This is a genomic window from Pseudalkalibacillus hwajinpoensis (genome assembly GCF_015234585.1).
GTDB lineage: Bacteria > Bacillota > Bacilli > Bacillales > Guptibacillaceae > Guptibacillus > Guptibacillus hwajinpoensis_B.
This window is the reverse complement of sequence record NZ_JADFCM010000001.1, coordinates 1,510,683-1,533,228: the sequence shown is the minus strand read 5'-3', so window position 1 is coordinate 1,533,228 and position 22,546 is coordinate 1,510,683. Positions and strand designations below refer to the sequence as shown.

Genomic DNA, 22,546 nt, shown 5'->3' with positions numbered 1-22,546 from the left:
TTAAAATTTAATTGTTATTGTTCATCGCTTGTTCCATTTGTTTCTTCCCGTTTCCTGCTAAGAGATGATCTGGTTGGATAGCGAGTGCACGATCAAAACAGCTTATTGCTTTCGTCAAATTTTCTTGATAAGCATAGCTCACACCTAAATTAAACCACGCATCGGCATGATCCGGATCCTCTTCAACGACTCTCTCAAACTGAGGAAGCGCTACATCGATTGCCCCATCTTGCGCGAGACAAAGTGCATACTGAAAACGCGCTTCCGTATCTTCCTCATTGAGCTCAACAGCTCTCTGGAAGAAAGGTAATGCTAATCGAAGTGCATCCTGCATCATAAAGCACTGACCAATCATAAAGTGAACATCACTTTGGTCAAGCCCCTGTTGGATTGCTTTCTGGTACATATCTGCAGCGTCTTTATACTGCTCTAGTTCAAAGAATGCGTTTCCTGCGCCATAATAAGCAGTCCCCTGCGTTTCATCCAAATCAATCGCTTTTTCAAAATATGCGACAGCCTGCTTAATTTCTCCTGCCTGTGCGAGGAGATTTCCAATATTCGTATAAGCAACTGGATCTTTAGGATTCTCTTCTATTGCTTCATAAAGTAGCGTTACAGCTTTTTCTAATTGTCCATTATTCATTGCTTCAATCGCTTGTTCATTTTTATTACTCATTTAAAAAACTCCTTATTTCTTTAACTTAATCTCTAGTTTAGCATAAGTTAGCGGCGGTTTCTCCACCTCAAAAAACAGCCTCATTTCATTTCGAAATGAGGCTAATTGTTAAACGTATGTTAGTTCACTTGCATTCTTAAATACTTGATCAATCGTTGCTCCGCCGAGACACTCATCACCGTTATAGAAAACAACGGCTTGTCCAGGTGTAATAGCGCGTACTGGTTCATCAAATGTCACTTTCAAGCGATCGTCATCCAGCTTTTCCACCGTAACGCCTGAATCTTTTTGACGATAGCGGAATTTCGCTGTGCAAGAGATATGCTCTTCTATCGGAAGATTCGAAACCCAGCTTGAATTCACTGCAATAAGGGAATCAGAGTATAAGAGATCATTATGGAAACCCTGGTCAACATAAAGAACATTATCGTCAAGATTCTTACCTACCACGAACCATGGTTCACCGTCGCCACCAATTCCAAGGCCATGACGCTGACCAATTGTATAATACATCAATCCATCATGCTGTCCTTTTTCTTCTCCACCAAGCGTCATCATTTTGCCTGGTTGAGCAGGAAGATATTGTCCAAGAAATTCTTTGAAATTACGCTCGCCGATAAAGCAAATTCCTGTGCTATCCTTTTTCTTAGCTGTAGCAAGACCCGCTTCTTCCGCAATCTCTCGAACTTTTTTCTTCTCGATGCCTCCAAGTGGGAACATTACTTTAGAAAGTTGCTCTTGCGTGAGCTGATTCAAAAAGTAAGTTTGATCTTTATTGTCGTCTACACCACGAAGCATTTTGACTTCTCCGTCGCGTTCGACCACTTGCGCATAGTGCCCTGTCGCAAGGTAATCTGCTCCAAGCGTTAGTGCATGTTCAAGAAATGCTTTGAATTTAATTTCTTTGTTGCACATAACATCAGGATTTGGTGTACGTCCACCTTTATATTCATCTAGGAAATAAGTAAACACTTTATCCCAGTATTGCTTCTCGAAGTTGACTGCGTAGTACGGAATGCCGATCTGGTTGCATACACGAATAACATCATCGTAATCTTCTGTTGCTGTGCATACCCCGTTTTCGTCGGTGTCGTCCCAGTTTTTCATAAAAATGCCGATCACGTCATAGCCTTGTTCTTTCAACATTAATGCAGCTACTGATGAATCAACACCTCCGGACATTCCAACCACGACTCGTATATCTTCATTCTTACGTGCTGCCATGGTTGCACCTCCTCTTCTTTAACACAAATTGTGTCCTGACTATTTTATAACTTCTTCAAACGATTGACAATCTTAACGACTTCACTCGCAGCTTTTGTGGCATCTTCAATTGCATTTCCATATCCAAAGCTAAAACGAATGGCCGTTTGTGTTCTCTCATTATCACCAAACATCGCTGTCAACACATGTGAAGGTTCATGCGATCCAGCCGTACAGGCCGAACCACTCGATACTGCAATACCTGCAAGATCTAGATTCATTAACATCGGTTCCACTTTTGCATCTAAAAAACTAACATTGAATACATGTGGAAGGATATGATCCTGATCACCGTTGATACGATAAGGAATGGATGCTTCTTCAAAAATACCTAGCATCACTTGCTTCATATTCTGATAAAGCTCCACTTTCGCTTCTCGATCAATCCGCATTAATTCAGCTGCCTTCTCCATTCCTACAATGCCAGCAACGTTCTCCGTACCTGCTCGTCGTTTTCTCTCCTGTTCACCGCCAAATGAATGAGGCAACAGCTTTGTCCCATCCTTAACATAAAGAAAGCCAACGCCCTTTGGACCGTTGATTTTATGTGCTGAAACAGAAAGAAGATCTACGCCAAGTTGCTTTACATCAAGATCGATTAAGCCATACGCTTGGACGGCATCGGTATGAAACAGAATATCAGAATCGTTTGCCAACCTGGCGATCTCTGCAATTGGCTGTACTGTCCCAACTTCATTATTACCATACATAACTGTTATTAAGATTGTCTCTGGCCGAATCGCCTTTTCTAGATCATCTATAGAAATTCTACCATTCTCATCTACAGGTAAGTACGTTACGACAAATCCTTCTTTTTCAAGTACTTTACAAGCATTCAGTGCAGCATGATGCTCAATCTCTGTTGTGATAATATGGTTTCCTTTAGCAAAGTTTCCTTTAGCAGCTCCTACAATTGCTAGATTATCTGCTTCTGTACCCCCACTTGTGAAAATAATTTCATTAGCTAGAGCATGAATACTGCTCGCAAGATTATTTCTCGCTTCATCAAGTGCATGACGCGACTTACGGCCAAACTGATGAATACTTGAAGGATTACCAAAATCACTTTTTAGTGATGAAACCATCGCTTCAATAACATCGGGATGGACCGGAGAGGTCGCAGCATGATCCATATAAATTGCACTCATAATTAGTCACCTCTTACTACCAGCAGCGAGCCGGCTACTAAATATAAAACATATAACTATCTTGCTCTCCTTCACCTTCATAGGTGGCAAGATCTTCTAGCGTTGTAGAATCGAGAACATCTTTCACAGCGTCTCGTATTTTTAACCACAGATCTCGTTTAGCAGGTTCTTCATCGTCCATAACTTCAACAGGACTAATGGGCCCTTCTAGAACACGAATGATATCTCCCGCTGTAATTGAACTTGCTTCTTGCGCTAGAATATAACCACCATATGCCCCTCTAACACTCTTAACAAGACCAGCATTTCTTAATGGAGCGACTAGCTGTTCAAGGTAATGCTCTGATAAATCTTTGCTTCTAGCAATGGATTTTAAAGAAATCGGACCATCACCGTGCTTTTTTGCTAACTCCATCATAATTGTTAATCCGTATCTTCCTTTTGTTGATATCTTCAAATCTGCCACCTCTTTCTATCAATCGAGCCACAAGTTTTTTGCACTGTGGCAATGAATAACCCACAATTGGCCCTATCGTAATACAAAACAAAAGTGTTCCCACATGAATAGGACCATTCAAAAGCCATCCAAGAGAAAGGACAACTATTTCCATAGTAAGTCGGATATGTTGTACCTTCCATCCCGTTCGTTCTGTTAATACAAGCATTAAACTATCTCTTGGACCTGCTCCACGATCTGCTGCAATATAGAGACCGATGCCGTACCCCATGATCAGAATACCACTAACAAGCATAACCAATTTGCCTATCAAATGATCCGGAGTTTTTAAAAAAGGAACCCATAAATAAATATCGATAAACACACCTACGAGCAGCATGTTTAGAAAAGCACCTAATTTTGGCCAGGTTCGATCTAATAATGAAGTCGAGCCTATAATCAGAAAACCAATTAGAATTGACCATGTGCCAATTGTTAATCCAAACTGCTGATACAGTCCAATATGGAAGACATCCCATGGCGCGCTACCGAATTCAGCTTTAATCATCAGAGAAATGCCAAAAGCCATAACCAAAAGACCTAATACAAATATTCCCCAGCTCATCCAGAACCATGGTATGCCTTTGTTATCTGGTTTCATCTCATCCCTCTTAACTCAATCTTCTATCATCTATTTAGCCATTGATTCTGTTAGTAAACCTTCGCTATTATAGCACGAACCGGTTTTTCTTGCATTTCCAAAACCCGTATAGTATGTTTCAACTAACTATGAAAGGACGGGTGTTCTATGGATTTATTTGATTACCCAAAAGAAAACAACAATACTTCTTCTGGACCTCTCGCTAGCAGAATGCGACCTAGATCCATTGAAGAATTTATCGGCCAAGACCATATTATTGGCGATGGCAAATTATTGAGAAGAGCCATCCAAGCTGATCAACTTACTCCAATGATTTTTTTCGGTCCACCAGGAACCGGTAAAACAACACTTGCACGTATTATAGCCAACACTACATCTGCTCATTTCGAACAGTTAAATGCTGTTACTTCAGGAGTAGCTGACATTAGAAGACTCACGTCTGAAGCAAAAGATCGCTTAAAGCTTGATGATCAAAAAACGGTGCTCTTTATAGATGAAATCCATCGCTTTAATAAATCACAGCAGGATGCACTTCTTCCTTTTGTTGAAGATGGAACGATCGTGTTAATCGGAGCAACAACAGAAAGCCCAATGTTTGAAATTAATGCGGCTCTTCTTTCTCGTTCAAGATTATTTCGATTTGAACATCTTAATGAAACAACTATTAAAAACATTCTTTATCAGGCGATTAACGATAAGGATCGCGGCTTTGGAAGGTACGATGTTGAAATCGAGGATGAAGCCATTGAGCATCTCATAGACGTTTCTAATGGAGACGCTAGAACAGCTCTAAACGCGTTAGAACTCGCCATCCTTACAACGACTCCAAATAAAGATGGGAAGCTTGTAATTAGTCTTGCAATTGCAGAAGAATCCATCCAGCAACGCGTGCTTCAATATGACAAGGATAGCGATAATCACTACGATACCGTTTCGGCCTTTATTAAAAGTATACGAGGATCTGATCCAGACGCTACGCTTTACTGGTTAGCAAAAATGATCTATGCAGGTGAAGATCCTAGATTTATCGCGAGACGCCTTTATGTCCATGCTGCCGAGGATGTTGGATTAGCCGACCCCAACGCACTTCTGATTGCCCATGCGGCCAGCTATGCGGTCGAATTTATCGGTATGCCGGAAGCTAGAATTCCACTAGCCGAAGCAGCGTTATATCTTGCCACCGCTCCAAAAAGCAATGGGGTGATTTCAGGTATAGATGCTGCACTTGCAGCAGTAAAAAAAGAAAAAAACGGAACAGTTCCTATTCATTTACGTGACTCACACTACAAAGGAGCTTCAGAACTAGGGCATGGGATTGACTACAAATTCCCGCATGACTATCCAGGAGGATATGTCCCTCAACAGTACCTTCCTGATCACATGGTCAGAAAAACGTTCTATAAACCTACTGAGCGCGGGCACGAAAGAACGATCCAAAAGAGACTTGATTATTTCGCTGAACGCATCAAATCCGATAGCAAGAAATCTTAACAGCAGGGCTTATGCTCTGCTGTTTTTTCTATTCACTCTTGCAATCTACCTCAAATTTACAAGACTTCTGTATAAATTCTTCCATACTGGCAAAGCTATGATTACTTTCAAAACGCAAAAATGTTAATCACATAAAGGAGCTGAATGAAAATGAAAGTAAGACAAGATGCCTGGTCTCATGAAGATGATTTAATGCTTGCCGAAACAGTGCTGCGGCATGTAAGAGAAGGCAGTACGCAATTAAAAGCCTTTGATGAAGTTGGTGATCGACTAAGTCGCACATCAGCCGCTGTCGGATTCCGCTGGAATGCCATTGTCCGCGAAAGATACGAGCAGGCCTTAAAGCTAGCGAAAAAGCAGCGAAAAGAAATGAAACGAGCCGAACGAAGGCAGCCTGAATACACAAATAAAGAAACACATACGACTGTTTCCACCCAAGAACAACCAATCTCACAACCATTAATTGAAACTTCAATACCATACACCGAACCGGTACAAATAAAAAAAGAAATGACTATGAGAGAAGTAATCTCATTCTTATCAAACTTAGAACAATCCGCTTCCTCAACAAACAGACTTAGAACAAATGTCGAGAAACTAGAATCAGAGAATCAACACCTAAAAGAAGAAAACACCCTTCTTCATCAAAAAATCAAAACACTCGAGAACGAACAACAAATCATGAAAGAAGATTACCAATCCCTCATCCAAATCATGGACCGAGCCAGAAGAATGGTCGTCCTAAACGACAACGAAGACCACAACGTCCCAACATTCAAAATGGATAAGAATGGGAACCTAGAAAAAGTCGCAAGGTGAAAACGAAAAGCGGAAGTGGGCGTTTAGACACGACAGGCACTGGAGCCTTTTCATTTGAACACGGTCTTTGTGTTCGGATGAAAAGGTGAAGTGACCGAGGGTCTGCCCACTGCAGCTAGATCATGAAAAGCGGAAGCGTCCGTTTAGCCTCGACAAGCGCTGGAACCCTCTAAAAAGAACACGCTCTTTGTGTTCATTTTAGAGGGTGAAGCGATCGAGAGGCTGGGCGCTGCAGCTAGACACGAAAAGCGGAGACGAGCGTTTAGAAACGGAGATATTGGAGCTCTTGAACTAGAACACGCCTTTTGTGTTCTAGTTCAAGAGCGAAATATCGCAGTTTCTGTGAGTCGCAACTAGACACCAAAAGCGGAAGTGGGCGTTTAGACACGACAGGCACTGGAGCCTTTTCATTTGAACACGGTCTTTGTGTTCGGATGAAAAGGTGAAGTGACCGAGAGTCTGCCCACTGCAGCTGGACACGAAAAGCGGAGACGAGCGTTTAGAAACGGAGATATTGGAACTCTTGAACTAGAACACTTAATAAACCATTCAAACAGAAAAAGCATCCGTTCAAAATGAACGGATGCTTTATTAATTGTCATAAAAATAGAAGAGCCCCAACTGTGCCGTCCTTTCCATAATCGTTGAACCTGCATTGGCAGGTGGGTGCCTTATCCCATTCTCCGTAAGTCCTCAGCTACCGAGGCATGTACTTTGAATGGAAAGAGTCAGGCTCCCGTTGTAAAAGTGTTGGCTCAAATTATTATGGAAGTAAACGAACACTTCAGGACTCTTCGTTAACTTGTAATTGAATTATAGCAGACCTTCAAACCGATTTCAATCATCAGGTATTAGGTCCTTTTTATTATTTTTTTACTCTTTCTCAGCACCAACTGGCTTCTTAGCTAGCTCAAGATTCAACTCCTTTAGTTGATCCTCACTAACTGGAGAAGGAGCTTCTGTTAACAGGCAGCTTGCGCTAGCTGTTTTAGGGAAAGCAATTGTGTCGCGAAGGTTCGTTCTTCCTGCAAGCAACATCACGAGACGATCAAGACCAAATGCAATTCCACCATGTGGTGGGGTACCATATTCGAACGCTTCAAGAAGGAAACCAAATTCTTCCTCTGCTTCTTCTTTTGTAAATCCTAACGCTTTAAACATTTTTTCCTGAATATCACGCTGGAAAATACGTTGGGAACCTCCGCCTAACTCATAACCATTTAAGACAAGGTCATATGCATCTGCACGAACTTTTCCTGGCTCTTCTTCAAGAAGATGAAGGTCTTCTTTCAACGGCATTGTAAACGGATGATGTTCCGCAAAATAACGATCAGCTTCTTCATCGTAACTCATCAGTGGGAAGTCCATGATCCAAAGGAAATTAAACTTGGAATAGTCAATAAGGTCGAGGTCTTTTCCAAGCTTTGAACGAAGAGAACCGAGACTGTCTGATACAACAGATTTACTGTCAGCTACGAACAGAAGAAGGTCACCCGCTTCTGCATCGAATGCTTCTTTTAGTTGAGATGCAAGAGCCTCGTCAAAGAATTTAGAAATAGGGCCTTTCAAACCATCTTCCTCTACTTTTAACCATGCAAGTCCTTTTGCTTTGTACGTTTTCACATACTCTGTTAAAGCATCGATATCTTTACGTGAGTACTTACTTGCTGCACCTTTTGCATTAATACCTTTAACAGCTCCACCAGAAGAAACAGCACTAGAGAATACTTTAAAGTCAGAGTCTTTTACAAGATCAGATACATCCACAAATTCCATTTCAAAACGCGTATCAGGTTTGTCTGATCCGTAGCGATTCATCGCTTCAGCATGAGTCATGCGTTGGAATGGCTTTTCAATTTCTAATCCCTTCGTTTCCTTCAATACCGCACTCATCATTTCTTCCATCATCGCAATTAAATCTTCTTTTGGAAGGAAGGATGTTTCAATGTCGACTTGAGTAAATTCAGGTTGACGGTCCGCTCTAAGATCCTCATCTCGGAAGCAGCGAACGACCTGGTAATAGCGTTCAAATCCTGAAACCATTAACAGTTGTTTAAAGAGCTGCGGAGATTGCGGAAGAGCGTAGAACTCTCCTTCGTGCACACGGCTTGGTACCAAGTAATCACGAGCGCCCTCAGGTGTACTTTTTGTTAACATTGGAGTTTCAATTTCAAGAAATTCATTATGATCCAGGAAATCACGAATGACTTTAGTTGTTCGATGACGGAGCTTGAATGTCTCTTGCATCACCGGACGTCTCAAGTCCAGGTAGCGATATTTCAAGCGAATATCTTCTCCAACTTCTACATCGTTCGCAATGCTAATGGGAGGATTCTTCGCAGCATTGAGGATTTCAAGTGATTCAGCATGTACCTCAATCGACCCTGTTGGAAGATTCGGATTAACCGTTCCCTCCGCACGAGATACTACTTTACCAGAAATGCCTAGTACGTATTCACTTCTAACTTTCTCAGCAAGTTCAAGCGCTTCTTTTGAAAGGTCTGGATTGAATACAACCTGTACAATACCTGAACGGTCTCTAAAATCAATGAAGATTAATCCACCAAGATCACGACGCTTTTGAACCCAACCTTTTAATTCTACTGTTTGCCCGATCTCGCTTTCACGAATTTTCCCGCATGAATGGCTTCTTCCGATCATTCTCCAACTTCCTCCTTTAATTTCCCTTTCAGATAAGAATCAACATGTGTTAAATCTATTGATTCTTGCTCACCTGAGTTCATATCTTTAATGTTAATTTCATTCTTTTCAATTTCTTCATCACCTAGAATAGCTACGTACTTTGATTTGAGTCGATTAGCCGCTTTAAACTGACCTTTCATCTTCTTATCAAGGTAGTCACGCTCTGTGGAAATCCCAGCATTTCTAAGCTTCTGAACAAGGCCATTAGAAACCTTTTGTGCTTCTTCCCCCATTGTGACAACATAACAATCAATTGTCTTTTCAATCGGGAGCTCAACACCTTCTGCTTCCAAGGCCATTAATAGACGCTCAATGCTCATTGCAAAACCGATTCCAGGTGTTGATGGGCCACCCATCTCTTCAACAAGTCCATTATAGCGACCACCACCGCTCAACGTCGTAATAGCTCCAAAGCCATCAGCGTCGCTCATGATTTCAAATGCTGTGTGATTATAATAATCTAGTCCGCGTACAAGGCGGTCATCAAGAACATAATCAATTCCCATTTGATCTAAGGCTTCTTTTACTTTTGTAAAGTAAACAGTCGATTCCTCATTTAAATAATCGATGATGGAAGGCGCAGTTCCCATTAATTCATGGTCACGATCCTTTTTACAATCAAGAATACGTAGAGGATTTTTCTCCAGGCGATTTTGACAATCGCTACAAAACTCTCCGATTCTTGGCTCAAAATGATTAATTAATGCCTGACGGTGTGCCTCACGACTTTCTTTATCACCGAGACTATTCAAATATAGTTTAAGCTTTTTAAGTCCCAATTCTTGATACAAACTCATCGCAAGCGCAATAACCTCGGCATCAATCGAAGGGTCATTACTTCCTAGCGCTTCAATTCCGAACTGAACAAATTGTCTCATCCGCCCAGATTGAGGACGTTCATAGCGGAACATAGGGCCGATGTAGTACAGTTTAACTGGCTGCTCGGGTAAACCGTACATCTTGTTATTCACATAAGCTCGAACCGCCGAAGCTGTTCCTTCAGGTCGGAGTGTTAAACTACGATTACCGCGGTCTTCAAATGTATACATTTCTTTTTGAACGATATCTGTTGTATCGCCTACTCCGCGTTGAAATAACTCGGTATGCTCAAATATTGGCGTTCGAAGTTCATGATAATTGTATCTGCGGCAAATATCTCTTGCCTTATCTTCAATGTATTGCCATAACTCCGACGTACCAGGAACAATATCCTGAGTACCTCTAGGAATTTGAAAACTCATGTTTATATCCTCCTTTAATCACTAGCAAGAAGCTCTTCTAACGGCTAATTCTAACGGGCTAAATCCTTTTTTTGGATACAAAAAAACTCCCATCCCTGAATCGAAATTCAGGGACGAGAGTTACCCGCGGTGCCACCCTAATGGAAAGATAAATCTTTCCTCTTAAAACAGTTAACGCCTGTCTACGTCGTCCCCTACTGAGTTATCTGTTCGGAGACGATCCTTGGAAGTGTCTTTCAAAAAAGCGGTATCGAGAAATGCTCTCAGCCTAGCGGCATTTCCTCTCTGATCAACCCGGTATTTTTTTACTTTTCTTCCTCATCGGAGCTTCGTATCGATTTACTGAATTGTTTTCTATCATACGAGTCAGTGATTTTTTTGTCAAGTATATTAGGATTGGTTTTACAAAACATTATCGCTTCATTTTTTGTTTCATGATTTTCACACTTTTTAATGACAGTCCAAATTCTTCCGCGAGTTCCATATTTGACAAACACTGTTCTTTTTGTAGAAAATCATGAAAGTCGATACCAAATTCCGGCTGTGACATATGATAGCTCATCATTTCTTTATTAGTTGATCTCACAAGACCCCACCCTTTTATTAGTTCAATTATTTCTTAGTTTCACCAAAAAGAATGCATTTTACTACTTAACGAAGGAATCTTTTTATCCGATAAAGAAATTATCTATGAAAGCAGCAGGCGTCATTGAAAGGAGTCATCACTTGAAAAAAATGATTTTTGCATTTTTATTTTTTGTCATACCCATTATTTTCTCTACTTCTGCTTCGGCTGAGAAAAATGCTTATTTTGAGGAAACTGTAAATGTTCGCGCCGAACCCTCTCTTACTTCATCTGTTATCACACAGGTTCATAAAGGGGATTCAGCCATCGTTCTCGAAAGTAAGACCGATTGGACAAACATTCAACTTCATACTGGGGAAGAAGGTTGGGTTTCAAGTAGACTAGTAAGCATTTCTTCTGATTCCAAAGAGAGGAAATCAATACAATCAACCGTGTCTGATCTTCAAGTCCGTGCTGGCCCTGGTAAAGAATACAAAGTTATTGGAAATATCACTCAAGATTCTGAGTGGAATGTGCTTGAGACTGCAGGCGATTGGACCTCCATTCAATTTAAAGGACAGACCGGATGGGTAGCGTCCTGGTTAGTAAGTTCTACAACAGCTAGCCCAGATCAAAAAACAAGCCAGGTAAAAGAAGTAAAGGCGCGTATCTTAAACGTTCGTGACTTCCCAGGAACAGAGAATCGGATCATATCTCAACTCCCTTCAGGAACAATTGTAGAAGAAGTTCGTCAAGAAAAAAACTGGAGCTTCATTCGCTATCAGAATGGACAGACTGGTTGGGTAGACAGTACCTATTTGCAAGAAACAGACAAACAAGAGGAGTCAGAATTTCTTACAATTCTATACCAGGCAACAAACTTAAGAAGTGGGCCGGGGTTGAATTATGAAGTTATTAAACAAGCGCCTGCAAAAGCGCGCTACAAAATAGCTGCAAAAGAAGGCAAATGGTTTCGTATCCTTCTTGACGATGGTCGTTCAGCATACGTTGCTGACTGGGTCGTCTCTACTGCATCTAAACTATCCACTTCGCCTGTCTTGAAATCTGGAAAAACAGTTGTTCTTGATGCTGGTCACGGTGGCTACGACAGTGGTGCCCTAGGCATTACGACACTTGAAAAAATCCTTACATTGAAAACGACAACAACTATCGCGGAAAAATTAAAGAATGCAGGGGTTCAAGTTATTTTAACGAGAGATGATGATACATTTGTCTCTCTTTCTGAACGAACTCTTTTATCAGATCGTTATAAAGCTGACGCATTTGTAAGTATTCATTTCGATAGCACAGTTGATCCAACTGCAAATGGAGCAACAACGTATTATTATGGTGAGAATGATATGTCCCTAGCTTCAGCGATACACGCCAAAATCGGAGATGATACAACTTTGAGAGATCGCGGTATTCGATATGGAAATTATTATGTTCTAAGGAACAATAAGCAGCCTTCTGTCCTTCTTGAGCTTGGCTTTCTCTCAAATCCATGGGAAGAGCAATTAGTGAATAGGTTGGATTACCAATCAAAAGTGACTACTGAAATTTCAAATGGCATCCTTACTTTTTTACAGTAGTAACGCTTAAGATGAAGAACAGTTTGACTTGCTTTTCTATCTATATGGATGAACCAAAAACCGCAATTCCAATTAGGAATTGCGGTTTTTTGTCATTCTTTGCTCTCAATGATAAGAGTTACAGGTCCGTCATTCGTAAGCTGTACGTCCATCATCTCACCAAAAACACCTGTCTGCACCTCGAGACTCTCTTCTCTAAGTAAAGCGTTAAACTTATCATAAAGTACGCTGGCTTCAGGAGGTTTTGCCGCCTTCATAAAGTTTGGACGTCGCCCTTTACGACAATCACCATATAACGTGAATTGTGATATAGATAGAATAGCTCCACCTTTGTCTTTCACTGAGAGGTTCATTCGATCATTTTCGTCCTCAAATATACGAAGGTTTGCAATTTTAGTGGCAAGATAGCCTGCATCCTCTTCTGTATCCTCGTGCGTGACCCCTAGGAGCACCACAAGGCCATGTTCGATCTCACCTGTAGTTTCTCCATTCACGGTGACTGAGGCTTGCTTTGAACGTTGTATAACGGCTTTCATGGAGAACTTCCTTTCTTAACTACTGCATAATTCTACGAACAGCATAAATATCTGGAATTCGTTTAACGCGCTCGACTACTTTTTGAAGATGAGCTGTGTTCCGAATGGAGACAGTCATACTAATTGTTGCCATCTTGTTATTATCTGATCGACCAGAAACAGACGTCATGTCGGTTTTGGTTTCTGCTACAGCCTGAAGAACCTCATTCAGAAGACCTCTGCGATCAAAACCACTGATTTCGATATCAACATTATAGTTTTTTGGAGAGTCACTTTCCCATTCAACCTCTAAGAGGCGTTCCTGACCATTCTCTTCATTCACATTAGGACAGTCTTTCCTGTGAATCGAGACACCTCTCCCTTTCGTGATATATCCCACAATATCATCACCTGGAACAGGGTTACAGCATCGTGAAAGACGGATTAACAGGTTGTCTATCCCTTTCACTCGCACACCCGACTCCGCTCTCTTTGGCGGCCGAGAAGGTGAATGGGTCTTACCTTCAATAATTGATTTTGCTAGCTCTTCTTCCTGCTCTTTCGTCCGTTCTTTACGAGCCTTATCTGTCAGCCTTGTTGCGATTTGTGCAGCTGTAATTCCACCATATCCAACAGCTGCGTACATATCTTCTTCACTTGTAAAGTTAAATTTCTTAGATACATTTGCAATGTTATCTGAAGTCAAAACAGCCTTTAACTCAAAGCCATGGTTTTTAATTTCTTTCTCAACAAGCTCTCGACCTTTTTCAACGTTTTCTTCACGCTTTTCTTTCTTAAACCATTGCTTAATCTTATTCTTAGCGTGGGAGCTTTGACTGATTTTTAACCAGTCTTTACTTGGACCATAAGAGTGCTTAGAAGTTAGAACTTCAACGATATCCCCTGTTTTCAACCGATGATCTAGTGGTACCATTTTGCCGTTCACTTTTGCGCCAATGCAATGATTCCCAATTTCAGTATGAATGCGGTAGGCGAAATCAAGAGGTACCGAGCCAGTAGGCAATTCAAATACGTCCCCTTTAGGCGTGAAGACAAAAACCATATCACTGAATAGATCAATCTTAAGAGACTCCATAAATTCTTCAGCATTCGAAACATCATTTTGCCATTCAAGAATTTGCCTAAACCATGATAGCTTTTTCTCAAATGAGCTATTCACCTGATTCTCATCGCCTTCTTTGTAGGCCCAATGAGCGGCAATCCCGTATTCAGCAACTTTGTGCATATCAGACGTTCGAATTTGCACCTCGAGAGGGTCACCTTTTGGTCCAATGACTGTCGTATGAAGCGATTGGTACATATTCGCTTTTGGCATAGCAATATAATCTTTGAAACGACCAGGCATAGGCTTCCAGCATGTATGAATAATGCCAAGAACGGCGTAGCAATCCTTGATGCTATTCACAACAATACGTACCGCGAGCAAATCATAAATTTCGTTAAATTGCTTATGTTGCTTAGCCATTTTCCGATAGATACTATAGATATGTTTCGGACGACCTGAAATTTCAGCTTCAATGGAAACTTCTTTCACACGCTCTTGAATTTCGTCCACAACTTCATGGACAAATCCTTCACGTTCAGCCCGTTTCTTTTGCATTAAATTCACGATGCGATAATACTGCTGTGGATTTAAATAACGAAGCGCCGTATCCTCAAGCTCCCACTTAATAGTGGAAATACCTAGACGATGGGCTAGAGGCGCAAATATTTCTAGCGTCTCATTCGCTTTTTGCATTTGTTTTTCTTTTGGCATGTGCTTAAGCGTACGCATGTTATGAAGTCTATCAGCCAATTTAATCAGAATGCACCTAATATCTTGAGCCATAGCGATCATCATCTTCCGGTGATTCTCAGCTTGCTGCTCCCGCTTGGACTTATACTTGATTTTCTTCAGCTTCGTAACGCCATCAACGAGCATGGCAAGTTCCGGGCTGAATTCATCAGAAATTTGTTCAAGCGTCACGTCGGTGTCTTCAACGACATCATGAAGAAAGCCCCCAGCCACTGTCACAGGGTCTACTTCAAGGTTCACAAGAATGCCAGCAACCTCAATAGGATGAATAATATAGGGTTCACCCGATTTGCGGTACTGGCCTTCATGTGCGTTTCTCGCGTATTCAAATGCTCTATTAAGATAAGAGAGATCGTCCTCAGACAGATACTTCTCCGCTCTTTCCATCACTTCTTCTATCGTCATCAAATCACCTTGATTACTGTTGGTATATTGCTTCTATTATCGTTAAAAAAAGTCAGCATGTAAAGAGATTAAGAGAAAAATGTCGTTTTCCCTAATTAGTAAACGCTCAATCTTTGTGTCTAAGGTGCATAAAGAGAAAGAGCGTCCGGCTATTCGGACACTCCATTCTTTAGTATGTCATTAGAGTAAAGATATCATGGCGGTCAAGGTTTTTACGCCCTTCAAGATAGGAAAGCTCAATCATGAAAGCAAGTCCTACAACAACTCCACCAAGCATTTCAACTAGCTCGATCGTTGCATTGATCGTACCACCAGTCGCAAGCAAATCATCCGTAATCAATACTCGTTGACCTGGCTTAATAGCATCCTTATGAATCGTAAGGACGTCTTTACCATATTCAAGACCATAGTCTACTTTAGCTACTTCGCGTGGTAATTTACCTTCTTTTCGAACAGGTACAAAACCGATACCAAGAATATATGAAACCGGGCACCCTACGATAAATCCTCTTGCTTCAGGTCCTACAATAACATCAACATCTTTATCTTTCGCAAAATCCGCAATATCATTAACGACTCCTCGGTAAGCTTCGCCGTTTTGCATTAACGGAGTGATGTCTTTAAAACGAATACCCTCTTTCGGATAGTCTTCAACCACTGCGATATAATCTTTATAATTCATTTACTTAATGGCCTCCTCAGTGCTATTGAAACAATTAACTGATTGATCGAACCAACTTTTCAAAGCATGATAGGAGGAATAGCAAAAATCATTTTCGAGCTTTGCTTTTTCAAGCTTACTCCTATACGTTTTAGAAGAAGTTAATTCACTTTTTACAGATTGTGGATTTAGAGAAATCAGTCCATTATCCATTGTAACAAAATCTAGCTCAAAAAACACCTCTGACATAAACGGAACTGTTTCTTTTGACCAACCTTTATGCTTTGCGAGCTTTTCAGCATCGCGTAAGTTAAAGCTACCTCTCTTCATTAAGAAAGCATAGAACCATTTAAAATCCTCACGTGACGGAAGCGTTGAGAAAAAGTGATCCTCCTCATGCTCAAATACCGCATACGTTCGATCTGGTAATCCACCTTTTCGAAACAGATTGACAAGATCTTCCTCTAAATCCGGAAGATCGAGTAGCATAACATATTTATTCTCAATTGCTAGTTTCTCTTGTTCTGTTGGATCAACAATAATGTAATCTTTCCAATTCTCAAGTCCAAGCTTTGTCATGGTGTTTTTTTGGAAAGCTACCATAACAAGCTTATCGAGCGGCAGCATTTCAAGTCGTTTTTTCAAATCTCGAATGCCTCGATAATCAAAGAGCTGCCATTCATTCACAGCGATATCTTTCACAAAGATTTGTGGCTTTCGAAGTCCATTCCACTCGTTGACGGAGAGTTGGCCAATTACGCTTACAGCAGCTCTTGATGCTATTTCTTCAAATGCATAACCGAAATGAAACCCTACGCCATCTAGAGTAGCGCCGTTTTCCTCAAGACCTACCTTGAGGTGATTGTCCTGACTCCCAATCCTTCTGATTTGAGAGAGATGAACGTCTTTTAGCATAACGACTGGTTTCGGATTACTTACTCCAAAAGGAGCCAAAAGATTCATTTCTTCAATTGTCTCAAGAGTAACATCCTCTACACGACAGTGAAGATCTACTTTTGTAAGTGGCGTCAAATCTTCTTCTGTTAACTTATCTAAAGCCTGTTCGTTTAATCTTGAACGCAAATCTTCTAGGTAGCTTAAATCAATTGTCATACCAGCGGCCATTGGATGACCACCGAAGTGAGGGAGAATGTCTCTGCACTCAGAAAGGTTTGCAAACATATCAAAGGCCTCAATACTTCGTGCAGATCCTTTTGCGACACCTTTCTCACGATCAATACTCATCACGATGGTTGGGCGATAATACTTTTCAACAAGTCGTGAAGCCACGATTCCAATGACCCCCGCATTCCATCCTTCCTTAGCAATGATGAGTACACGATTGCTTTCATCACTCAAGTACTTTGACTCAACCTCTTCAATCGCTTCTTTCGTCATTGTATTAACTAGTTCCTGACGATTCTTATTAAGAGCATCAATATCAGATGCCAGCTGTTCAGCAAGAATCGGATCATCTGTTGTCAGCAGTTCAACTGCTGGGTCTGCACTATCAAGACGGCCCGCAGCATTTAGTCTCGGTCCTATCCCAAAACCAAGATGCTCTTCGTTAAGCTCCTGACCCTTTAAACCACATACATCTAGCAAAGCTTTTATTCCTGGCTTATTTGAATTTTGAAGGGCGCGAATACCTTCGCTTGCTAAAAGACGGTTCTCATCCTGAAGTGGCACAAGATCAGCGATGGTACCCATTGCGGCGATCTCTAATAAATCCCCTGGAATTCTTCCAAGCAAAGCTTGCGCAAGTTTAAATGCAACCCCTACTCCTGCTAAACCTTTGAATGGATAACCACACCCTGGCTTTTTAGGGTTTATTGTCGCGTAGGAATCGGGCAGAACCGGAGGAGGCTCATGATGATCAGTAATAATGAGATCAATACCGATTTCTTTAGCAACTTCCGCCTCATGTACACCGGATATCCCTGTATCTACAGTCACTATTAGTTGATACCCATCTTCTTTTGCCTGCCTAAAAGCAGCTTCGTTCGGACCGTATCCCTCTGTAAATCGATTAGGAATATAGTAATCAAATATAGCGCCAAGCTCGCGCAACGTATAGACAAGTACAGTCGTGCTGCTAACGCCATCGGCATCATAGTCACCAAAAATAAGGATTCGCTCACCAGAAGCAATCGCCTGTTGAATTCTTTCGACCGATTCCTTCATACCATCCATTAAATATGGGTCGTGATAAGTTAAATTCTCTTTATATAGAAATCTTTTCGCTTCTTCTTCTCCCTCAATACCTCGATTAACTAAAAGCGAAGCAGCAAGTCGAGAAATTCCAAGTTCACTCTGGAGCCGATCAATGTTTGTTTCATCTGTTTCAGCCAGTTTCCAGCGTGTTTTAGACCTTAACATCGAATCACCTCTTAACTTGTTCATTATATATAGTTTCAGGAGGTTTGACCATAGTTCAAGAAGAGGAATCTTTTACAATCCCTCTTCACTCCACTATAAAAAGCCTTGAACTTAATCAAGGCTTTCTCGTCATTATTCCCCTTCAGTACCGGTGCCCTCATCTGCTGCCTCACCATCAAGTGGAGTATGGACAGCTTTTGATTCATTTGATGCTGGCTCTGTTATTAACCTTTCATTTTCTTTTTGTAACTTTCTCAGCTCTCTTTTCAGTCTGTAATACTTAACCATTCCAAAACCAAGCACAAGAATCGCACCCATCAATACAGATCCCAATATGACAAGCACAAGCGGCCAATCCGAAGTTCCAAATACATAGTTAACCTGTACAGGATCTACATTCACGACTGAAAACACCGCTATAATTAAGGCGAAAATAAGTGCTACAACTAATCCCCATTGTCCCTTCATCCTTATCTACCTCCTCTTCTACTACAATACCTATTCCATTACTCTCTCTTTTTTTCCTTCGGTTCATAAGGATTAATGTGGACTAACACATCATGCACGTCATCTTCTTCAAGAAGTCGCTTCTTCACGTCCTTACCGATGTCATGTCCTTCTTTAACAGAAATATCCGGGTCTACACCAAGCTTGATATCAATAATAACATAGTGTCCGTGCTCTCTAGCATAGAACTCATCAAGGTTCACAACCCCTGGCATCCCGGTAATCACTTTTTTATACTCCGTCGTATCCTCCTCATGCAGCACATGATCGAGTGTTGTGTGAATGGATTCGAAACCAAGCTTCACAGCCATTTTAGCAATCAGAACAGAAACGAAAATTCCTGCAATCGGATCGGCATAAATGAGCCATGGCAAGCTAAATTTGCTTCCTAAAATGGCACCTGCAATCCCTATTAAAACAGCAATGGAAGAATAGACATCTGAGCGATGTTCATACGCATTCACGATCAGTGCATCACTTTTTATCTTTTTACCCAACCGATACTTATATCGAAACATCGCTTCTTTGACCACAATCGAGATGAGAGCTGCATAGAGAGCAAGAGTACCGGGGGCCTCAATAGGTTCGAATATCGCCTTCCCTGAACTAATTCCAATTTCAACGCCAACTAATAACAACAACACAGCTACAATAATAGCTGCAATTGACTCTGCTTTTCCATGACCATAGGGATGATCTTTATCGGGTGGTAGCTTAGCGGCTCGCAAACCAACAAAAACGGCAAAGGAGCCAGCTACATCTGATGCCGAGTGTGCGGCGTCGGCAATAAGAGCTCGACTATTGGAGATCGACCCAATAACGCCTTTAAGTACTGCTAGGATAATATTTCCTAGTATACCAATGATCGCTGCAATCTCAGCTTTTCGAAACCGCTCTTCTTTATTCATTTTTTCACCTCTTACGTAACAAGTCATTATAGCTTTTCCCTTATTTCGAAATCTCACACCGCTCCATTTGGACACGTAAAAGCCATGGCTAAGCCATGGCTTCACTTCATCCGTGCACCCTCAAAGGAATTCTCTTATGCTTCACCTTCAACAGGAGCGAACTTTTTCTTCTTCAATTGTTTCCCCTTCCATACTGCCCAAAGCTGCGAGGCAATGAAGAGAGATGAATACGTACCTGCGACTAGTCCAATCAATAAGGCAATCGCAAATGGTCTAATTGCTTCGCCGCCAAAGGCCGTAAGAGCAGCAGCAGCAAAGACAACCGTTAGCACTGTATTAATGGAACGAGCAAGCGTTTGAACAAGACTTTTATTCACAACACGTGCGACGTCCTCAAATGTTTTGACCTTTTTTTCAAACTTCATATTCTCACGTATGCGATCAAAGGTAACGATTGTATCATTTATGGAATAACCGACAATCGTTAGTACTGCTGCTATAAACGTAATGTTCACTTCAATCTGCAGGATACTGAATACCGCAATTATGAAGAACGCATCATGGAATAACGCAACGACAGCGGCAAGCCCTTGTAACCATTCAAACCTTAGTGCAACGTATACGATAATTCCTATCGAAGCAATAGCAACTGCGATAAACGCATTCTTAGCAAAATCAACTGCTACATCAGGTGAGACCGTACTAATACTTGGTTCAGCACCATAAAGCTCTGTGAAGTGATTTTTAATTTCAGCAATTTCATCTTTGTCAAGCTCATCCTTAAATGCAGCAACGGCAATATCACCACCACCAGCAAGAGTTACTGATTCGGGTTTATATCCAAGTCCATCGAATTCGTCGCTTACTTCTTCTGTTGTTAGTTTACTATCAGATTGGAGATCAACACGTGATCCACTAGAAAAATCAATTCCTAAATTTAGACCAAATATAGCAATCGCTAACCCACCAAGAACGATTAAAGCTAGTGAAATCGCAAAAAACTTATTTCGATGTTTGACAAAATCAAACTTAATGTCTCTTACTTTAGAGCTCATCGATTTCACTCTCCTTTACGCCAAAAAGTCCGGGCTTTTTATTCAGTGCCCTGCTCTTGACCCATAGGCCGAGAAGAATTCGTGAACCCCAAACGGCAGTCAAAAAGCTAACGACGATACTAGTAATTAACATCACTGCAAATCCTTTAACAGAGCTTGTTCCATATGCAAATAGAACTCCTGCTGCAATTAACGTCGTGATGTTTGCGTCAAAAATAGTTGTAAACGAACGTCTTCCCCCAGCCTTGAAGGCCGACATGACGGATTTACCTGAACGAAGCTCTTCCTTAATTCGTTCATACGTAATAATATTCGCATCAACCGCCATCCCTACGCCGAGGATGAGTGCAGCAATACCAGGGAGAGTTAATACTGCGTTCATCCAATTAAAGACAACAAGAATCAAATAGATGTACGTAGTTAACGTAATCACCGCAATTGCTCCCGGCAAACGGTAATAGAACAGCATGAATAAGAAAATCAAACCGACTCCAATAAATCCTGCTATAACCGTTTTATCAAGAGACTGTTCGCCGAACTGTGCACCAACTGAAGTTGAATAAATTTCATCTAGCTGAACCGGTAAAGAACCTGCGTTTAAAAGCTCTTTTAGATTTTCAGCTTCTTCAAGCTGAAATGGTGGTCCTGAAATAACTACAGTATTTTGAGAAAGCACTTGATTGACCGCTGGATCGGAAATAAATTTCTGTTCATCAGCTGGCTTTGTAACTTCTTCTTTATAAGAATCGCCTTCTTCATAATCAAGCCAGATCACTAGTCGATTATCCGGCTGAGGCAATTGACTGAGGTCTCGAGTTATATTTGCAAATTTTTCGGGATCCTTAAGCGTTACCTGAACAACGGGTTGGTTGTTATCAAATACAACCTTGGCGGCGCCTTCTTTAAGATCAGCTCCGCTCATTTTCTCTTCATCATCCGTGGTTCGGAAGGTGAGCTCAGCCTGAGTGGAAAGAAGTTCACGCGCCTGGTTTTGATCTTTCACTCCAGCGAGCTGAACGCGAATGCGATCTTCCCCTTCAATCGTAATACGAGGTTCTGAAACCCCTAATACGTTAATACGCTTGTACAAAGCGCTTACTGTGCTGTTTAACAGGTCCTGACTAAGTTCCTGGCCCTCTTGAGCCGGTTCTACTTCATATAGAACTTCAAATCCACCCTGCAGATCAAGGCCTAATTTAATATCTTTTGTTACACCCATGACGGTTGTTCCAATTAATCCGCCAAGTAAAAGGACGATCAAAAAGAACGCAACGATCCGGCCTTTTTTTACCATGGAATAAAACTCCTCTCTAAACCCCCAACATTAATGCTTATGTAAAACGGATAGCACACAATATTAGCTATTATATCGAAATATGAATTTTTCTGTCAATTTTAGTCTTTTCTAAGTCTGACTTTCAAACGTTTTCGTGCCTTTATATGCATGAATGGTTAACCAATTCATATATTCATTCACCGATAAACGCATAATTTCATTCACAAGTCTGTGCAACTTTACTTCTTCTAATTCATTGTTTCTTTCAAGGCGTGCAAGGAGACATTCCCAGATTTCGTCCATGGTCGCTCCACTATACCCTAACAGCAAAAACTCGTCTCTCTTGCTTTCAAGCGCTGGGGATATTTCCTTCTTCCACTCTTTCATCTCGCCGTCTCCTTTCTCAAATAAGCTAGCGTCCAACATAGC

The 22,546-nt window shown here is 41.2% G+C and carries 18 protein-coding genes, 1 other RNA gene, 1 pseudogene and 1 other annotated feature; of the genes and pseudogenes, 3 read left to right on the top strand and 17 right to left on the bottom strand.

Annotated elements, in window-relative coordinates:
* Nucleotides 1-7: 7 nt before the first annotated feature.
* From IQ283_RS07375 to IQ283_RS07355, 5 genes are all read right to left on the bottom strand, one after another.
* Nucleotides 8-676, bottom strand: coding sequence for a tetratricopeptide repeat protein (locus IQ283_RS07375; RefSeq protein ID WP_194219441.1), 669 nt, complete (start codon nt 674-676; stop codon nt 8-10).
* Between the two features lie 108 nt (nt 677-784).
* A complete protein-coding gene (mnmA, locus tag IQ283_RS07370) occupies nt 785-1,900 on the bottom strand; it encodes a tRNA 2-thiouridine(34) synthase MnmA (protein ID WP_194219440.1) in 1,116 nt (371 codons plus the stop codon).
* A gap of 44 nt (nt 1,901-1,944) precedes the next feature.
* Entirely contained in the window at nt 1,945-3,087 is a 1,143-nt protein-coding gene (locus IQ283_RS07365) for a cysteine desulfurase family protein (RefSeq protein WP_194219439.1), read from the bottom strand.
* 37 nt (nt 3,088-3,124) lie between these two features.
* Complete coding sequence (gene cymR, locus IQ283_RS07360) at nt 3,125-3,544, bottom strand: cysteine metabolism transcriptional regulator CymR (RefSeq protein WP_160918687.1); 420 nt, start codon at nt 3,542-3,544, stop codon at nt 3,125-3,127.
* A complete protein-coding gene (locus IQ283_RS07355; protein ID WP_194219438.1) occupies nt 3,477-4,184 on the bottom strand; it encodes a YczE/YyaS/YitT family protein in 708 nt (235 codons plus the stop codon). Before IQ283_RS07355 ends, cymR begins: the two co-directional genes overlap by 68 nt.
* A gap of 147 nt (nt 4,185-4,331) precedes the next feature.
* On the opposite strand from IQ283_RS07355, the gene IQ283_RS07350 reads away from it, so the two are divergent.
* Together IQ283_RS07350 and IQ283_RS07345 are read left to right on the top strand one after the other, a co-directional pair.
* Nucleotides 4,332-5,675, top strand: a complete 1,344-nt coding sequence (locus IQ283_RS07350; protein ID WP_194219437.1) for an AAA family ATPase — start codon at nt 4,332-4,334, stop codon at nt 5,673-5,675.
* 150 nt (nt 5,676-5,825) lie between these two features.
* Complete coding sequence (locus IQ283_RS07345) at nt 5,826-6,494, top strand: RsfA family transcriptional regulator (protein WP_194219436.1); 669 nt, start codon at nt 5,826-5,828, stop codon at nt 6,492-6,494.
* Between the two features lie 610 nt (nt 6,495-7,104).
* Here IQ283_RS07345 and ssrS read toward each other — a convergent pair.
* The 4 genes from ssrS to IQ283_RS07320 form a co-directional block, all read right to left on the bottom strand.
* A non-coding RNA gene (gene ssrS / locus IQ283_RS07335) (6S RNA) lies at nt 7,105-7,288 on the bottom strand.
* A gap of 79 nt (nt 7,289-7,367) precedes the next feature.
* Entirely contained in the window at nt 7,368-9,155 is a 1,788-nt protein-coding gene (gene aspS / locus IQ283_RS07330; RefSeq protein ID WP_194219434.1) for an aspartate--tRNA ligase, read from the bottom strand.
* Nucleotides 9,152-10,438, bottom strand: coding sequence for a histidine--tRNA ligase (gene hisS / locus IQ283_RS07325; RefSeq protein WP_194219433.1), 1,287 nt, complete (start codon nt 10,436-10,438; stop codon nt 9,152-9,154). Before hisS ends, aspS begins: the two co-directional genes overlap by 4 nt.
* Nucleotides 10,439-10,544: 106 nt before the next feature.
* Nucleotides 10,545-10,769 (bottom strand) — a binding site (T-box leader).
* 81 nt (nt 10,770-10,850) lie between these two features.
* The gene (locus IQ283_RS07320) at nt 10,851-11,024 is read right to left on the bottom strand and encodes an RNA polymerase subunit sigma-70 (protein ID WP_194219659.1); all 174 of its coding nucleotides are present in this window, start codon (nt 11,022-11,024) and stop codon (nt 10,851-10,853) included.
* 149 nt (nt 11,025-11,173) lie between these two features.
* Here IQ283_RS07320 and IQ283_RS07315 point away from each other — a divergent pair, with 149 nt between their 5' ends.
* On the top strand, nt 11,174-12,595 hold the full coding sequence (locus IQ283_RS07315) for an N-acetylmuramoyl-L-alanine amidase (protein ID WP_242057290.1): 1,422 nt from the start codon (nt 11,174-11,176) through the stop codon (nt 12,593-12,595).
* Nucleotides 12,596-12,687: 92 nt separating this feature from the next.
* Here IQ283_RS07315 and dtd read toward each other — a convergent pair whose 3' ends face one another.
* The 8 genes and pseudogenes from dtd to IQ283_RS07270 form a co-directional block, all read right to left on the bottom strand.
* Nucleotides 12,688-13,131, bottom strand: coding sequence for a D-aminoacyl-tRNA deacylase (gene dtd, locus IQ283_RS07310; protein ID WP_194219431.1), 444 nt, complete (start codon nt 13,129-13,131; stop codon nt 12,688-12,690).
* 19 nt (nt 13,132-13,150) lie between these two features.
* Nucleotides 13,151-15,313 (bottom strand): RelA/SpoT family protein, encoded by a 2,163-nt coding sequence (locus IQ283_RS07305; RefSeq protein ID WP_371018278.1) that lies wholly within the window; start codon nt 15,311-15,313, stop codon nt 13,151-13,153.
* Nucleotides 15,314-15,500: 187 nt separating this feature from the next.
* Complete coding sequence (locus tag IQ283_RS07300; RefSeq protein WP_194219429.1) at nt 15,501-16,013, bottom strand: adenine phosphoribosyltransferase; 513 nt, start codon at nt 16,011-16,013, stop codon at nt 15,501-15,503.
* A complete protein-coding gene (recJ, locus tag IQ283_RS07295) occupies nt 16,014-18,371 on the bottom strand; it encodes a single-stranded-DNA-specific exonuclease RecJ (protein WP_194219428.1) in 2,358 nt (785 codons plus the stop codon). It abuts the gene before it with no gap.
* Nucleotides 18,372-18,503: 132 nt separating this feature from the next.
* Nucleotides 18,504-18,839: a LapA family protein gene (locus IQ283_RS07290; protein ID WP_194219427.1), complete on the bottom strand. Its 336-nt coding sequence runs from the start codon at nt 18,837-18,839 to the stop codon at nt 18,504-18,506.
* Nucleotides 18,840-18,877: 38 nt separating this feature from the next.
* The gene (locus IQ283_RS07285; RefSeq protein ID WP_194219426.1) at nt 18,878-19,786 is read right to left on the bottom strand and encodes a cation diffusion facilitator family transporter; all 909 of its coding nucleotides are present in this window, start codon (nt 19,784-19,786) and stop codon (nt 18,878-18,880) included.
* A 134-nt stretch (nt 19,787-19,920) separates the two neighbouring features.
* Nucleotides 19,921-22,135: pseudogene (gene secDF / locus IQ283_RS24345) on the bottom strand (protein translocase subunit SecDF).
* A gap of 111 nt (nt 22,136-22,246) precedes the next feature.
* Nucleotides 22,247-22,504 (bottom strand): post-transcriptional regulator, encoded by a 258-nt coding sequence (locus IQ283_RS07270; RefSeq protein ID WP_226614507.1) that lies wholly within the window; start codon nt 22,502-22,504, stop codon nt 22,247-22,249.
* Nucleotides 22,505-22,546: the final 42 nt, after the last annotated feature.